16 protein-coding genes are annotated in these 15,086 nt (G+C 66.0%); 9 read left to right on the forward strand and 7 right to left on the reverse strand.

Features of this window, described 5'->3' with window-relative positions:
• Positions 1-19: 19 nt before the first annotated feature.
• The 5 genes from gyrB to dnaA form a co-directional block, all read right to left on the reverse strand.
• Positions 20-2,059: a DNA topoisomerase (ATP-hydrolyzing) subunit B gene (gene gyrB, locus I5I_RS11145; RefSeq protein WP_036319504.1), complete on the reverse strand. Its 2,040-nt coding sequence runs from the start codon at positions 2,057-2,059 to the stop codon at positions 20-22.
• A 123-nt stretch (positions 2,060-2,182) separates the two neighbouring features.
• A complete protein-coding gene (locus I5I_RS11150) occupies positions 2,183-2,668 on the reverse strand; it encodes a DUF721 domain-containing protein (protein WP_036319506.1) in 486 nt (161 codons plus the stop codon).
• The gene (recF, locus tag I5I_RS11155) at positions 2,661-3,863 is read right to left on the reverse strand and encodes a DNA replication/repair protein RecF (RefSeq protein WP_036319508.1); all 1,203 of its coding nucleotides are present in this window, start codon (positions 3,861-3,863) and stop codon (positions 2,661-2,663) included. Before recF ends, I5I_RS11150 begins: the two co-directional genes overlap by 8 nt.
• Before the next feature lie 60 nt (positions 3,864-3,923).
• Positions 3,924-5,066: a DNA polymerase III subunit beta gene (dnaN, locus tag I5I_RS11160; RefSeq protein ID WP_036319509.1), complete on the reverse strand. Its 1,143-nt coding sequence runs from the start codon at positions 5,064-5,066 to the stop codon at positions 3,924-3,926.
• 464 nt (positions 5,067-5,530) lie between these two features.
• Complete coding sequence (dnaA, locus tag I5I_RS11165) at positions 5,531-6,949, reverse strand: chromosomal replication initiator protein DnaA (protein ID WP_036319510.1); 1,419 nt, start codon at positions 6,947-6,949, stop codon at positions 5,531-5,533.
• 327 nt (positions 6,950-7,276) lie between these two features.
• Between dnaA and rpmH the strand changes: the two genes are divergently transcribed.
• From rpmH to I5I_RS11210, 9 genes are all read left to right on the forward strand, one after another.
• The gene (gene rpmH / locus I5I_RS11170) at positions 7,277-7,414 is read left to right on the forward strand and encodes a 50S ribosomal protein L34 (RefSeq protein ID WP_005054680.1); all 138 of its coding nucleotides are present in this window, start codon (positions 7,277-7,279) and stop codon (positions 7,412-7,414) included.
• 10 nt (positions 7,415-7,424) lie between these two features.
• On the forward strand, positions 7,425-7,763 hold the full coding sequence (gene rnpA / locus I5I_RS11175; RefSeq protein WP_036319511.1) for a ribonuclease P protein component: 339 nt from the start codon (positions 7,425-7,427) through the stop codon (positions 7,761-7,763).
• Complete coding sequence (gene yidD, locus I5I_RS11180; protein WP_036319589.1) at positions 7,736-8,146, forward strand: membrane protein insertion efficiency factor YidD; 411 nt, start codon at positions 7,736-7,738, stop codon at positions 8,144-8,146. The genes rnpA and yidD overlap by 28 nt, the downstream gene beginning before the upstream one ends.
• Positions 8,147-8,149: 3 nt before the next feature.
• Positions 8,150-9,277, forward strand: a complete 1,128-nt coding sequence (gene yidC / locus I5I_RS11185) for a membrane protein insertase YidC (RefSeq protein ID WP_082013772.1) — start codon at positions 8,150-8,152, stop codon at positions 9,275-9,277.
• Between the two features lie 28 nt (positions 9,278-9,305).
• Entirely contained in the window at positions 9,306-9,812 is a 507-nt protein-coding gene (locus tag I5I_RS11190) for a Jag family protein (protein ID WP_036319512.1), read from the forward strand.
• A gap of 5 nt (positions 9,813-9,817) precedes the next feature.
• Positions 9,818-10,471 carry a 16S rRNA (guanine(527)-N(7))-methyltransferase RsmG gene (gene rsmG / locus I5I_RS11195; protein ID WP_036319513.1) on the forward strand — a complete coding sequence of 218 codons (654 nt, stop codon included), beginning with the start codon at positions 9,818-9,820 and terminating at the stop codon, positions 10,469-10,471.
• Between the two features lie 782 nt (positions 10,472-11,253).
• Positions 11,254-12,189, forward strand: coding sequence for a ParA family protein (locus I5I_RS11200; protein ID WP_036319591.1), 936 nt, complete (start codon positions 11,254-11,256; stop codon positions 12,187-12,189).
• Entirely contained in the window at positions 12,189-13,214 is a 1,026-nt protein-coding gene (locus I5I_RS11205) for a ParB/RepB/Spo0J family partition protein (RefSeq protein ID WP_036319514.1), read from the forward strand. Before I5I_RS11200 ends, I5I_RS11205 begins: the two co-directional genes overlap by 1 nt.
• 9 nt (positions 13,215-13,223) lie before the next feature.
• Complete coding sequence (locus tag I5I_RS11210; protein WP_036319515.1) at positions 13,224-13,565, forward strand: hypothetical protein; 342 nt, start codon at positions 13,224-13,226, stop codon at positions 13,563-13,565.
• A gap of 58 nt (positions 13,566-13,623) precedes the next feature.
• Here the strand turns inward: I5I_RS11210 and trxA are convergent, their stop codons facing one another.
• Complete coding sequence (trxA, locus tag I5I_RS11215) at positions 13,624-13,947, reverse strand: thioredoxin (RefSeq protein ID WP_005054661.1); 324 nt, start codon at positions 13,945-13,947, stop codon at positions 13,624-13,626.
• A gap of 98 nt (positions 13,948-14,045) precedes the next feature.
• Positions 14,046-15,026, reverse strand: a complete 981-nt coding sequence (trxB, locus tag I5I_RS11220) for a thioredoxin-disulfide reductase (RefSeq protein ID WP_036319516.1) — start codon at positions 15,024-15,026, stop codon at positions 14,046-14,048.
• Positions 15,027-15,086: the final 60 nt, after the last annotated feature.

Consider the following 15,086-nt stretch of genomic DNA (forward strand, 5'->3'; position numbering starts at 1 on the left):
CTCGACGAGTCGAAAGGCATCAGATGTCGAGGAAGCGGACGTCCTTGGCGTTGCGCTGGATGAAGCTGCGTCGCGACTCGACGTCCTCACCCATGAGCACCGAGAAGATCTCGTCCGCTGCGGCCGCGTCATCGATCGTCACCTGACGGAGTGTGCGGGTGTTGTGGTCCATGGTCGTCTCCCACAACTCCTTCGGGTTCATCTCTCCGAGACCCTTGTAGCGCTGGATGCCCGACTCCTTGGGAATGCGCTTGCCCCCGGCCAGACCGTCGGCAAGGAGCGCATCGCGCTCGCGGTCGCTGAACACGTACTCGTGCTCGGCATTGGTCCACTTCAGGCGATACAGCGGCGGCATGGCGAGATAGACGAAGCCGGCCTCGATGAGTCCGCGCATGTAGCGGAACAGCAGCGTCAGCAGCAGCGTCGTGATGTGCTGGCCGTCGACGTCGGCATCGGCCATCAGCACGATCTTGTGATACCGCGCCTTGGCGACGTCGAAGTCCTCGCCGATGCCGCAGCCGAACGCCGAGATGATCGCCTGGATCTCGTTGTTGCCGAGCGCACGGTCCAGTCGCGCCTTCTCGACATTGAGCACCTTGCCGCGCAGCGAGAGGATCGCCTGCGTCTCGGGGTCGCGACCGCGGACGGCCGAGCCGCCGGCCGAGTCGCCCTCGACGAGGAAGATCTCACTGATCGACGGGTCTTTGCTCGTGCAGTCCTTGAGCTTGTCGGGCATGGATGCCGACTCGAACACGCTCTTGCGGCGCGCGGTCTCGCGCGCCTTGCGTGCGGCCAGCCGTGCCGTGGCGGCATCGATGGCCTTCATGATGACGCGCTTCGCCTGGGCGGGGTTGCGGTCGAGCCAGTCGGTGAGCTGATCGCCGACGACCTTCTGCACGAACGCCTTCGCCTCGGTGTTGCCGAGCTTCGTCTTGGTCTGTCCCTCGAACTGCGGTTCCGACAGCTTCACGGAGATGACGGCGGTGAGGCCCTCGCGGATGTCCTCGCCCGTGAGGTTGTCGTCCTTCTCCTTGAGCAGGCCCTTCTCACGCGCGTACTTGTTGATGTACGTGGTCATCGCCGCGCGGAAGCCCTCTTCATGGGTGCCGCCCTCGTGCGTGTTGATCGTGTTCGCGAAGGTGAAGACGTTCTCGGTGTAGCTCGTGGTCCACTGCATGGCGAGCTCGAGCGAGATGTGGCGCTCCGTGTCCTCGGATTCGACCTCGATGATCTCGTCGTTGACGACCTCGGCCTTGCGGATCTTGTTGAGGTACTCGACGTAGTCCACCAGTCCGCGCTCGTAGTGGAAGTCGTCGAAGGGCTGCTTCTCGACGGCCTGGCCGTCCTCACCGTCGACGAGGTAGGCCGACGAGGGACGCAGATCACTCAGCGTGATGCGCAGCCCCTTGTTGAGGAACGCCGTCTGCTGGAAGCGCGTGCGCAGGGTGTCGTAGTCGAAGTCGATCGTCTCGAAGATCGACGCGTCCGGCCAGAACGTGATGGTCGTGCCGGTCTCCTCGGTCGCCTCGTCCTGGCTCAGCGGGGCCTGCGGCACACCGCCGTCGCGGAACGACTGCCGCCACACGTGTCCCTGCCGACGTACTTCGACATCCAGCCGGGTCGACAGCGCATTGACCACCGACGAGCCGACGCCGTGCAGTCCACCGGAGACCGCATACCCGCCGCCGCCGAACTTGCCGCCGGCGTGGAGCACGGTCAGCACGACCTCCACGGTCGACTTGCCCTCGGTCTTGTGCATGTCGACCGGAATGCCACGACCGTTGTCGACCACGCGGATCGCGCCGTCTTCGAGGATCGTGACCGTGATGGTGTCGCAGTAGCCGGCGAGTGCCTCGTCGACGGAGTTGTCGACGATCTCGTACACGAGGTGGTGGAGGCCGCGCTCACCGGTCGAGCCGATGTACATGCCGGGGCGCTTGCGTACCGCCTCGAGGCCTTCGAGCACCTGGATGGCGTCGGCCCCGTAATCGTTCTCGACCTTCTGTGACTGCTTCGGAGGAAGTTCCTGAGGAACGCTGTCGGGGGTATCGGACGTCATAGGTTTCGAGCGCTCCTGGATGGTCGATCAGAGACGTCTCATTCTACCCCCACACGACCCTCGAAAGCCCGGAGAAGGCCCCTGTGGCGCCCTGAAATCGTTCTAGATGCCCTCGGACCCTCTTCAGCCGTAGGTATCGCGAGGACCCCGCCCTGGAACGGCTCTGGGGCCCCATTTCCATGAGGGGACGTCCGGTCCCACGAATCGGACATTCTGCACCCCGGCATCCGGGAAGCGCCGCATCAGCTGCGTCACGATCTCCGCGCGCATCAGCTGCAGGTTCTTCGCCCACGCCGTCGAGTCGCACTGCACGGTCAGAAGTCCGTCGGCGAGGGCGACGGGGTGCGCGTGGCGGGCCGTCTCCTCACCGGCGACATCCGTCCACTGCAGGACGAGGTCCTCACGCGCCAGCTGCGCGTCCCAGCCCGACTGGCGTGTGAGGTCCGAGAGCACGTCGGCGACCCCCTTGGGATCGCGGCCGGGAGCGAACGGCTGTTTGTCATCGTCGTCGACAGAGCGCTTCTTGCGCCGGCGTGCCGTGCGCGCAGACGGCTCCAGGCCGCGCAGGCGCAGATACGTGCCGATCGTCTCCGGGATCTCGTCACTCATCGTCGACCTTCGCATCCTCGTCCGCGTCGGCGGCCACGATCGTTCCCGCGACCACGCGCACCGTCCGCGCGCGCAGTGCGGCAGGCACATCCTCCTCGACGGCGGCCGTGACGACCACCTGCTCGTAGCCCTCGACGAGTGCCGCCAGACGCGAACGGCGATCGGCGTCGAGCTCGGCGAAGACATCGTCGAGGATGAGCACCGGATCGCCCAGCTGCGACTGCGCACGCAGAAGCTCTGCCGACGCGAGACGCAGGGCGAGGGCGACCGACCAGGATTCACCGTGCGATGCGTAGCCCTTCACCGGCAGGCCGCGCACCCGCAGCAGGAGATCATCGCGATGTGGACCGACCAACGTCAGCCCTCGTTCCAGCTCCGACGCGCGCACCGCGACGAGCTGCTCGCGGAAGATGCGCTGGATGTCCCCGGCACCCAGCCCCCTCACAGTCGCCGGCGAGCCGTCGACGGCCGCGATGTCGTCATCGTCGGGGTCGAGGCCGCCGATGGAGAGCATCCACTCCATCTCGGGCCGATGGTCGGCGCCGGCGATCGCGGTGTAGGCCCGCGCGACCGGCCCGGCGAGATCGTCGACGAGGGCGAGTCGCGCGCGGATCACGTCGGTGCCGAGCTGGACGAGCTTGTCGTCCCAGACGTCCAAGGTCGACAGTGCGTCCCCACGCACGCCACGCGCACGCGCCGACTTCAGCAGAGCAGTGCGCTGCTTGAGGACACGGTCGTAGTCGGAGAGCACTCCCGCCATCCGCGGCGCGCGCTGGATGAGGAGCTGGTCGGCGAAGCGGCGGCGCGCGGAGGGATCGGACCGGACGATCTGCAGATCTTCCGGCGCGAACAGGACGACCTGGGCGTAGCGCGGAAGCTCCGACGTCTTCACCGGTGAGCCGTTGACCCGCGCCTTGTTGCTGCCCGTCCGGTTCACCTGTGCCTCGAGCATCACGCGCCGATCACCGTACGCGAGACGCATGCGCACGATGGCGGCATCAGCGCCGTCGCGCACCATCGGAGCGTCCTGCGACACGCGATGCGACCCGAGGGTGGCGAAGAAGCCGATGGCTTCGGCGAGGTTCGTCTTGCCCTGGCCGTTGCGGCCGACGAAGACGTTGGCGCCGGCATCCAGCGTGACGTCGGCGGCCGCATAGTTGCGGAAGTCGACGAGGCTGAGCTGCTCCACGATCACCGACCCAGCCTATTCGGCGGTGCCGACTCCCGACGGTGCGCCGGGAGAGCGCAGAAGACGTCAGCGCAGCAGCAGGTTGGGCTGCAACAGGTACTTGAAGCTCTCGGGCGTCCCCGACGTCTGCGGCGTGATCAGCACGGGGCTGAGCTTGTTGGCGTTGTCGCTGGAGGTGAAGGTGATCCGCGCGAACTCGCTCTTGACGGCGCCGAGGGCCTCGAGGAGGTACTGCGGGTTCAGTCCCAGCGTCACGTCCTCGCCGGTGAGGGTCGCATCGACCGACTCGGTCGCCCGGGCCTGCTCGGTGCCCGAGGCATCCATCGAGACGCCGTCCGCGGTGAACGTGAATCGCAGCGGCGCGGAGCGGTCGAGAACGAGGGCGACGCGACGGACCGCTTCGGCCAGCTCCGCCGTGTTGACGACGGCGTAGTGATCGGTCTGCTCGGGGAAGAGGCGACGCACCGGAGGGAAGTTTCCCTTGATCAGCAGCGAGGTCACCGTCTTGTTGCCCGCGGTGAAGGCGATGATCTCGCGATCGCCGGATCCGGAGAACGAGATCTGGATGTCGCCGGAGTGCGCGAAGGTCTTTCCGACCTCGGTGAGCGTACGCGCGGGCACGAGTGCGGTCGTCGACTCGTCGCTGGCGACACCCCCGCCATCGAACTTCACGTCGCGCAGGGCCACACGGTAGCGATCTGTCGCGACGAGGCTGAGCTCGGTGCCCGCCACCTCCAGCTGGACACCGGTGAGCACGGGGGTGACGTCGTCACGGGAGGCAGCGAAGGCCACCTGGGCGATCGCGGTGGCGAAGTCCTCCGCGGGCACGAGTCCCGACTCGCCCGAGACCTCGGGGATCGCGGGGTATTCCTGCACCGGCATCGACGCGAGGGTGAAGCGTGCGGACCCGCAGGTGAGCAGGATGCCGTCGTCCTCGCCGACCTCGATCTGGATGGGCGCGTTGGGCAGTCGGCTCGCGATCTCGGACAGCAGCCGTCCGTGGACGAGGATGGTGCCCGGATCGTCGACCGTCGCCTCGATCGTCGTGCGTGCCGACGCCTCGTAGTCGAAGGCCGCGAGCGACAAGCCGTCCTCGGATGCCTCGATCAGCACACCCGCCAGGATCGGCTGCGGGTTGCGCTGCGGCAGGAGCTTGACGACGAACGACACGGCCTCGCTGAACACATCGCGATTCACGTGGAACTTCACTGGCGCTCCCTTGACGTCGAGTAGGGCCCTCCCATGCTAGTGCCACGATCCGAACGGATTGACCCGGCATCCTTTCGCCGTCCCTCAGCCCTCGACACCGTGAGGTGATCGAATCGGATTCCTTGATGAAGTTCTCTGTCATGGTGTTAACGGCTGTGGAAACTGTGGAGAACTCGACCGATCCCTGTCGCGACAGGGAAACCACACGCGTGTAACTTGTGGGCACCCTGCGGAGAGTCGGTGGGCGAGGTCGACGATGTCGGCCCCGTCGTCCGATCGTCATCCACAGCCCACCGTCATCGACTCACAAGACTCCACGGGGATGCCGAGTTATCCACAGCCTGTCCACACTGTGCAGAACGCGTATATTGGCGCCGCCTGTGTGAGGCTGTCAAGCACGATCTGCGCGAAAAGACCCCCGGTGACGACACCGAGGGTTTTTGAGGCCCCGACGGGGCGGCTGCTCAACGTCCGACGCGGCCGAGCTGCGTCGTGATCTCGGAGACCTGGTTGTAGATGGAGCGCCGTTCCTTCATCAGCTCGCTGATCTTCTTGTACGCGTACATCACCGTGGTGTGATCTCGGTTGCCGAACAGCTGGCCGATCTTCGGGAGGGAAAGGCTCGTGCGCTCCCGGCACAGGTACATGGCGATCTGACGTGCGGTCGCGATGGACTGGGACCGACTCGACCCGTACAGGTCGTCCACCGACAGTCGGAAGTACTGGGCGGTGGCCGTGATGATGTCGGTCGGTGAGATGACGTTCGCGTCGTCGGTGTCGACGATGTCGCGCAAGACCGTCTGGGCGAGCGAGATGTCCAGCGTCGAGCGGTTCAAGCTCGCGAAGGCGGACACACGGATCAGTGCGCCCTCCAGTTCGCGGATGTTGCTCGACACCTTGGTGGCGATGTACTCGAGGACGTCGTCGGGAACGAGGAGGCGCTCGGACTGCGCTTTCTTGCGCAGGATCGCGATGCGGGTCTCGAGGTCCGGGGCCTGGACGTCGGTGATGAGGCCCCACTCGAAGCGGCTGCGCATGCGGTCTTCGAAGCCGGTGAGGTGGCGCGGTGGCACATCGCTGGTGATGACGACCTGCTTGTCGTGATCGTGGAGCGTGTTGAAGGTGTGGAAGAACGCCTCCTGCGTCTCTGCTTTTCCCTGAAGGAATTGGATGTCGTCGATCAGCAGGATGTCGACATCGCGGTAGCGAGCCTGGAACGCGGAGCCGCGGTTGTTGGCGATGGAGTTGATGAAGTCGTTGGTGAACTCTTCGCTGGAGACGTATCGCACGCGGATGCCGGTGTAGAGACTGAGCGCGTAGTCGCCGATCGCGTGCAGGAGGTGGGTCTTGCCCAGCCCCGAGTCACCGTAGATGAAGAGGGGGTTGTAGGCCTTCGCGGGCGCTTCGGCGACGGCGACGGCCGCCGCGTGTGCGAAGCGGTTGGACTGACCGATCACGAAGTTGTCGAAGCTGTACTTCGGATTCAGGCGTGTGTCATTGCGGGAGGGTGACGCCGCCGTCTCCGCGTAGTCTTCGGCGGCCGGCCGGGCGATCGGGACCGGCGCGGATGCGGATTGCACGGGAACCGGAACCGTCAGATGCGCGTCGGCGAGCTCGGGGTTCACCACCACACGGAACGACGATGCCGCCGGCTCGGCGTCGACGCGGGCCAGAGCCTCCATGATGGGTGCCCGCAGACGCTTGTTGAGCTGAGCCGCGGTGAGGTCGTTGGGCACATCGAGGTACAACGTGCCGCTCATGACGCCCTGGGCGACGGCGAGATTGATGAAGCCCTGCAACTGCGGAGTGACGCGCTCGTCTCCGGAGAGCTCTTCCAGCACGGCGGTCCAGACGGGGACATCTGGAATTTCGTGCTGTGACATGTCCCCTCCGGGGGTGGGATCGGTGCGGGGCAGGGCGACATCGACGATGATCGAACCTGTGGATAACTACCGCAGTCACGGTAGTCAGCGACCCCGCGAAGAGCAAAATCCACTGTAGATCCGCCCCGCGTGTCTTCACCACACGCTATCCACAGTCGGTGGATAATGACCCGTCCGGGTGCTTCGGTTTGAGTTCTTGTGGTTCTCGACGTAGCCTTAGTCGGTTGACTTATGCCCTGGGGCGCCTTCGGACGCTCCTGGACAGTCCCTGTACCCCGTGTCCCCGGTCTAGAGCGTTCGGGTGACCGCCGATCCGGAGTGATCCTCATGAGCAAGCGCACGTTCCAGCCCAACAACCGCCGCCGCGCCAAGAAGCACGGCTTCCGTGCCCGCATGCGCACGCGTGCCGGCCGTTCGATCCTGTCGGCGCGCCGCGCCAAGGGTCGCACCGAGCTGTCCGCCTGATCCGACGAAAGTGCTGGCGCGCGGGAACCGCATCACCCGCGGGGCGGAGTACAAGACCGTCGTCCGCAGGGGTGTCCGCTGTGCCGCGCCGCACACCGTGACGTACGTCACGACCTCGACGGAGCAACGGCCACCGCGTTTCGGCTTCATCGTCAGCAAGCAGGTGGGCGGTGCGGTCGTTCGCAACACCGTTCGTCGACGCCTGAAGGCCGTCTGCGCGCAGGCCATCGACGATGTCCGCCCGGGAGCGGACATCGTCATCCGCGCGCTGCCGAGCGCTGCCTCCGCCGACTTCGCGCAGCTGCGCGACGAGGTCACGAGATGTCTGACGCGACGGGCCGCCGCGTGAGTACGACCACACTCCCCTCCTACTCTCTCGGCACGGGCCACCTCACGGCATCCGGCGTGCTCTCGTCCATCCCTCTCCTGCCGCGCAACGCCGGGCTTCTCGTGCTCCACGGCTATCGCGCGACGATCTCGCATCTGTACGGCGACGTCTGCAAGTACTATCCGTCGTGCTCTGCCTACGCGGTCGGAGCGGTTCAGCAGCATGGCCTCGTCAAGGGATCAGCGCTCACCGCTGCCCGCCTTGCGCGCTGTCACCCCTGGGCGCGTGGTGGAATCGATGATGTGCCCTTGCACGAGAACTTTCGACACGAGCTGACCCGGTTCGGTTTCGTCGTGCCATCCACAGGTGAGGCGTCGCCCGACGCGTCGCCGAGAAAGGACTGATCCGTGCTGGATCTTCTGTACGCCGCCGCGGCGGCGACACCGACCCCCGTCGTGCCGACGCCGACCACGCCGGCGCCGTCGTCGAGCCTCGACTTCTTCAGCACCATCATGTGGCCGTTCAAGTGGATCGTCGAGGCGATCCTGGTGTTCTGGCACTGGATCTTCACCTCGCTCGGTCTCCAGGCCGACGCCGGACTCACGTGGGTGCTCTCGATCATGGGCCTCGTGATCGTCGTCCGCAGCGCCCTCATCCCTCTCTTCGTGCGTCAGATCAAGAGTCAGCGCAAGATGATGGAAATCGCCCCTGAACTGCGAAAAGTTCAGGAGAAGTACCGGGGTAAGAAGGATCAGCTCTCCCGCGAGGCGATGAGCCGCGAGACGATGGCTCTGTACAAGAAGCACGGCACGACGCCGGTCTCGAGCTGTCTGCCGCTGCTGGTGCAGATGCCGATCCTGCTCGGCATGTTCTACACGCTCAGCGATGTGAAGAAGCACGCCGAGTGGGGTGTGGGCGGTGTGGGCCTGCTGAGCAAGGACCTCACCTGGCAGTTCTACGAGGCGAAGCTGTTCGGCGTCGCCCCCCTGCACACCAGCCTCGTCGAGGCCATCAATCAGAAGCCGGACGGCTGGGAAGCCACCGTCGCTATCCTGATCGTGCTCGTGGTGCTGATGATCGCCTCGCAGTTCATCACTCAGCTACAGATCATCTCGAAGAACCTCTCCCCCGAGGCCAAGACCGGTCAGGCCTACCAGATGCAGCGCATCATGCTCTACATCCTGCCGTTGGCCTTCATCTTCTCCGGCATCTTCTTCCCCCTGGGCGTGGTCCTGTACTGGTTCACGTCGAACATCTGGACCATGGTTCAGCAGTTCCTCGTGATCCGAAACCTGCCGACGCCCGGCTCCGAGGCGGCCAAGGCGCGCGAAGAGCGGCTCGCGCGCAAGGGCAAGGCGATCGATGCTCAGGGGAAGATCGTGCCGTTGGAGAAGTACCAGGCCGAGCAGCAGCGTCTCTACGAAGAGGCGCAGAAGGCGAAGGCCGCAGCTCCCAAGCGTCAGCAGCCGGTGAGCAAGCAGCGCGCGAAGAAGCAGTCGCAGGCGCCGAAGAACAAGCCCACCACCGATTCCTGACCGGATCGACGATTCTCCGAGGACCCTCATGAGCACGATTTCCGAGAGCGACGCGACCGAGCGTCCCGTTGCGACCACCGAGCAGCTCGAGCAGGAAGGTGACATCGCGGCCGACTACCTCGAGGTGCTCCTCGACATCGCCGATATCGATGGCGACCTTGCTCTCGACGTGCGCGGAGGCCGCGCCTACGTGTCGGTCGAGAACGACGATGCCGAGAGCCTTCGGCTGCTTTCCGAGCCCGACACGGTACAGGCACTGCAGGAGCTCGTGCGCATCGCCGTGCAGACGAAGACCGGCCGGTTCTCGCGTCTGATCCTCGACGTCGGTGGATCCCGCGACGCGCGTCAGCGTCAGCTGGAGAAGCTCGTCGATCGTGCGATCGCCCGACTGGATGAGGGCGCGTCGCAGGCGTCGCTTCCCGCGATGACGAGCTATGAACGCAAGCTCGTGCACGACATCGTCGCCGACCGCGGCTTGATCTCGGAGTCGTACGGCGATGGCGCCGATCGTCACACGGTGATTCGTCGCGCCTGACGCCCATGGACGATGTTTCACGTGAAACAGTTGCGATGGAGTCGGAGCCGGCCTCGGCGCTCGTCGTCTTCGGAGACCGCCTGCCGCTTGCGCGCCGGTTCACCGCCGCTCTTGGCGCGCACGGGGAGGAGCGCGGCCTGATCGGCCCACTCGAACCTCCTCGGTTGTGGAACCGGCATATCCTCAACTCCGCCATCGCGGCCCCGCTCTTCCCCACTGGCGGCCGCGTGGCGGACGTCGGATCCGGCGCCGGCCTTCCGGGGCTCGTGCTCGCCATCGCCCGGCCGGATGTGCAGTGGGTCCTCATCGAGCCGATGGAGCGCCGCGTCGCGTGGCTCGAGGAGCAGACGGCTGACCTCGGTCTCGACAACGTCGAGGTGGTACGCGCACGCGGCGAAGAGTGGACTGGAGGTCCGGTTCTGGATGCCGTCACCGCGCGTGCCGTGAGCGCCTTGCGCACGCTGATCCCGGTGACCGCTCCCCTGCTGCGCCCGGGTGGGGAACTGGTGCTGCTCAAGGGCGCCAACGCGGAGAATGAGATCACTGCTGCGGAGAAGGCGATCCGTCGCTACAAGCTCACGGATGTGCGTGTCGAGACCGTCGGCGAAGGTGTCATCGACGAGCCGACGCGTGTTATCCGCGCGACACGCGCTGCCTGATTCCTCGAGTCCGTCGCGGAGCATCCACCGTGGTCTACGTGCGGGCTTGTGGCCGTTTCACGTGAAACACCCTCGTTGTCTCTCCGCCTCCACGCTGGGGAGATTGACAACCAGAGGTGACGCGGTCCTCGCAAGGATGGGCCGTTGAGTGTGTGCGGCGAGTCGATACGCGGTGTTCAATTCCCTCGACCCCGCGGGTCGCTCCACGCGGATGTCGGCCGTGACGTACCGACTGGGTGGCGCGCTCGTCGTCAACGACCAGCGCCGCAATCGTCGGTCGTTGCGCGCGCGCAAAGCCTGCTTGTTTCACGTGAAACATTCCCGGTGATGATCTGGGTGGTGCGTTCGCTGTCTGGATGGCGCTCACCGTTTCACGTGAAACGTCACCTGTGGCGTTTCGACTCAGCGCTACGCACCTCACTCAACGACCGGGTGTCACAATGATCGGTCGTTGAGTGGGCATGGCGAGTCGAAGTCGAGCGCTCAGCTGTCGGAAGGCCGCGCGTGGTTTCACGTGGAACGCTGGTAGGAGCGCTACGACGCCGCGCGGCGGACGTCGTTCGCGGTCCGCGTGGTGCGGCAGCCGTCGTTCGCGGTCCGCGTGGTGCGGCAGCCGTAACTACCGGTCGTTGAGCGAGCGGAGCGAGTCGAAACGGAGCAATTGGATCTCGAGACGCGTCTCATGGTTTCACGTGAAACGGCGGCGAGGAACGGGTTCGACGTCGGTTCACGTCGGACGCCTCGACTACAGTAGAGAAGTCCCGCGAAGACAGGAGTTGATGGTGCCGGAATCGGAGAATGCGACCGCACCCGCACCCTTCTCCATCGATGACAGCCCGATCGCTCGGGAGCTGGCCGACCTGACGTCCCGCCGCAAGGCGCTGGATGCCGTCGATGTGACGTTCACGGGCGACACCCGCGTCTTCACCGTGTCGAACCAGAAGGGCGGCGTGGGAAAGACCACGACCACCGTGAACCTCGCGGCCGCTCTGGCGTCGCTCGGCGCGCGTGTGCTGGTGATCGATCTCGATCCCCAGGGAAACGCATCCACCGCACTGGGTGTGCCGCATTCCGCGGATGTCCCCAGCGTCTACGACGTGCTCATCGACGAGTTCCCCCTCGCTGACATCATCCAGGTGAGCCCGGAGTCCCCCAATCTCCTCTGCGCACCCAGCACCATTCATCTCGCCGGCGCAGAGATCGAACTCGTGTCGCAGGTGGCGCGTGAACACCGCCTCCGTACGGCGCTCGATGACTTCCTCTCGACGACGTCCGAACGTGTGGACATCGTCCTCATCGACTGTCCCCCGTCTCTGGGGCTTCTCACGATCAACGCCTTCACGGCGGCGAGCGAACTGCTGATCCCCATCCAGTGCGAGTACTACGCGCTCGAGGGTCTGAGCCAGCTCCTGGGCAGCGTCCGCATGATCCAGAAGCACCTGAACCCGCGTCTGCATCTGTCGACGATCCTTCTCACGATGTACGACGGCCGCACGCGTCTTGCTCAGCAGGTGGCCGACGAGGTGCGCCAGCATTTTCCGCAGGAGGTGCTGCGAACGGTGATCCCACGCTCGGTGCGCGTCTCGGAGGCACCGAGCTTCGGGCAGACCGTCATTGCGTACGACGGCCAGTCGGCGGGCGCTGTGTCGTATCGCGAAGCGGCGGTCGAATTGGTCCAACGCGCTCAGCGCACCCCCGCGAACGAGGAGAACTCCTGATGGCGAAACGTACCGGTCTCGGCCGCGGAATCGGCGCACTGATCCCGACCGGAGACAGCGCGGAGGCCCGTCCCGTCGACGTCTTCTTCCCCGGGGCTTCGTCTGCCGTGGCCGCGGCGACCGTCGAGTCCGCGGATCGTGCCGATGTCGGCGCGGACGTCACGGATGCCGCGGCACTGGGCGGTGGAGACACGGAACTGGTCGCGGTGCCGGGAGCCCGACTGATCACGATCGACCCGAACGACATCGTTCCCAACCCGCGGCAGCCGCGCACGAACTTCGATCCCGATGATCTTGCCGAGCTGGTCCACAGCGTCCGTGAGTTCGGGGTGCTGCAGCCGGTCGTCGTCCGCCTCAACGACGAGGGCAAGTATGAGCTGATCATGGGGGAGCGCCGCACGCGCGCCTCCCGGGAAGCCGGTCTGACGTCCATTCCCGCGATCGTGCGGGAGACCGCCGACGAGGACCTGCTGCGTGACGCGCTCCTCGAGAACCTGCATCGCTCGCAGCTGAACCCGCTCGAAGAGGCCTCGGCGTATCTTCAGCTGCTCGAGGACTTCGGCATCACGCAGGAGCAGCTCGCGACGCGCATCGGTCGGTCGCGGCCGCAGATCAGCAACACGATCCGACTCCTCAAACTGCCCGTGCCGGTGCAGCAGCGGGTTGCGGCGGGCGTCATTAGCGCGGGTCACGCCCGCGCGATCCTGTCGCTGGACGACACCGACGCCATGCAGCGCCTGGCCGACAAGATCATCAACGAGGATCTCTCCGTGCGGGCCGCGGAGGCCGCCGCAAAGGGTGTCGCGGATGCCGGCTCACGACGGGTCGCACCCAAGGCGGGGGCACGTCGCGCGCATCTCGACGACGTCGCCGAGCGCCTCGGCGACCGTCTCAACACCAAGGTGAAGATCACGCTGACCGCACGAAAAGGCCAGATCAACATCGATTTCGCCACCGTGCAGGATCTCAACCGCATTCTCGGCGAACTGGGTGAGGACGGCTACGGCGTCGGAAGCGGCGCGTAGGCTGGAGGGGTGACCGACGACCCCTCCCTCCCGCGCCGCGCCAGCCTGGAGTTGCTGCGCGCGGAGGCGGCGGACGAGTTGTCGGTGCTCGTTGAGGAGCGCATCCGCGAGGGGGAAGACCCGTGGGACTTCATGGAAGACCTGCCCTCGGTCGACGAGCTCGTCGTGCTCACCCTGCGGGCGGAGAACATCGCCTCCGACGGCGGCAACAAGCCGACGGCGTCGCGCAACTACCGGGTGCTGCGACAGATCGCGTTGCAGTACCCGCCGCTGACGCGCGCGGTCTGGCGCCTGCTGGGAAGCGAACCGCACCGCCGCTGGGATGCGTCGGTGCGAGCCGAGGCATCCTGAACGACGGTGCGGTTCAGAGGTGGCGTGCCGCCCTGGGCGGACGCGGGATGAGGATCGCTCAGCCGAGGTAGGCGGCGAGGTCCTGCTCGAGGGCGAACTTCGGCTTGGCGCCGATGATCGTCTTCTCGACCTGGCCCTTGTTGAACACCTTCATCGCGGGGATCGAGGTGATCTGGTACTCCATGGCGAGGTTGGGGTTCTCGTCGACGTTGAGCTTGAGGACCGTGATCTTCTCACCGTTCTCCGACTGGATCTCGTCGAGGATCGGTCCGACCATGCGGCACGGACCGCACCAGGCGGCCCAGAAGTCGACCAGCACGGGTCCCTCAGCGTCGATGACGTCCTGCTGCCAGGTGCTCTCGCTCGTGGCCTTGGCGGTCATGTCTGTCTCCTTCGTTGTGAGCCGCGGTTCTTTCGGCTCCGGTGTGTCCAACACGTGAGGATGCCGGGATGTTCCCGACCCGGCCCGCGGGGCGTCGGTCAGGCGACCTGCTCGAGGCCGTCGATTTCGGCGGCATCCGTCTCGGGAGCTCCGGCATCGCCGCGGGCGGCGAGGTAGTGCTCGACGTCGAGGGCCGCGGCGGTGCCGCTGCCGGCGGCGGTGACCGCCTGGCGATAGATCGGGTCGACGACGTCGCCGGCGGCGAACACTCCGGGCACGGACGTGCGGGAGGAGCGACCGTCGACCCAGATGGTGCCGTGCTCGGTCAGTCGCAGGGAGTCGTGCACGAGATGGGTGCGCGGGTCGTTGCCGATCGCGACGAAGACACCGGTCACCGCCAGTTCGCGCTCAGTGCCGTCGACCGTGTCGCGCAGCAGCAGTCCCGAGACCGCATCGCCACCGAGGACGTCGACGACCTCGCTGTTCCACACGAACTCGATCTTCTCGTTCGCGAAGGCTCGCTCCTGCATGATCTTGGAGGCTCGCAGCTCCGAGCGACGGTGGATGACGTACACCTTCGAGGCGAACTTGGTGAGGAAGGTCGCTTCCTCCATCGCGGAGTCGCCGCCGCCGACGACGGCGATGGCCTGCTCGCGGAAGAAGAAGCCGTCGCAGGTCGCGCAGTACGACACTCCGTGACCGGACAGTCGCGACTCGCCCTCGATACCGATCTTTCGCGGGGCGGAACCCGTCGCGAAGATGACGCTCTCGGCCTCGTGCTCGGCGCCGCTGCCGAGCACGATCTTCTTGACGTCGCCGGTCAGCTCGAGCTTCACGACATCGTCGTAGACGACCTCGGTGCCGAACTTCTCCGCCTGCTCCTGCATCTTCGCCATGAGGTCAGGACCCATGATGCCCTCGGGGAATCCGGGAAAGTTCTCCACCTCGGTGGTGTTCATCAGCTCGCCGCCGGCCTCGACCGAGCTCGCGATCAGCAGGGGGGAGAGGTTCGCCCGCGCCGCGTAGATGGCGGCGGTGAATCCGGCCGGGCCGGAACCGATGATGATGACCTGTCGCACGTGCTCTTCCCTTTCCGCACGAGCCCCTGTCGGGCTCCAGTGCGTGCAACCCATGCTAAC

The sequence above is a fragment of the Microbacterium sp. B24 genome (assembly GCF_000333415.1).
Classification (GTDB): Bacteria; Actinomycetota; Actinomycetes; order Actinomycetales; family Microbacteriaceae; genus Microbacterium.

What these genes read in the sequence shown, in the direction of transcription:
- rsmG (WP_036319513.1), top strand. Translation starts at nt 9,818, where the DNA reads ATGGACGATGTTTCACGTGAAACAGTTGCGATGGAGTCGGAGCCGGCC.
- yidD (WP_036319589.1), top strand. Translation starts at nt 7,736, where the DNA reads ATGTCTGACGCGACGGGCCGCCGCGTGAGTACGACCACACTCCCCTCC.
- I5I_RS11150 (WP_036319506.1), bottom strand. Translation starts at nt 2,668, where the DNA reads ATGAGTGACGAGATCCCGGAGACGATCGGCACGTATCTGCGCCTGCGC.
- I5I_RS11205 (WP_036319514.1), top strand. Translation starts at nt 12,189, where the DNA reads ATGGCGAAACGTACCGGTCTCGGCCGCGGAATCGGCGCACTGATCCCG.
- I5I_RS11190 (WP_036319512.1), top strand. Translation starts at nt 9,306, where the DNA reads ATGAGCACGATTTCCGAGAGCGACGCGACCGAGCGTCCCGTTGCGACC.
- gyrB (WP_036319504.1), bottom strand. Translation starts at nt 2,059, where the DNA reads ATGACGTCCGATACCCCCGACAGCGTTCCTCAGGAACTTCCTCCGAAG.
- rpmH (WP_005054680.1), top strand. Translation starts at nt 7,277, where the DNA reads ATGAGCAAGCGCACGTTCCAGCCCAACAACCGCCGCCGCGCCAAGAAG.
- trxA (WP_005054661.1), bottom strand. Translation starts at nt 13,947, where the DNA reads ATGACCGCCAAGGCCACGAGCGAGAGCACCTGGCAGCAGGACGTCATC.
- dnaA (WP_036319510.1), bottom strand. Translation starts at nt 6,949, where the DNA reads ATGTCACAGCACGAAATTCCAGATGTCCCCGTCTGGACCGCCGTGCTG.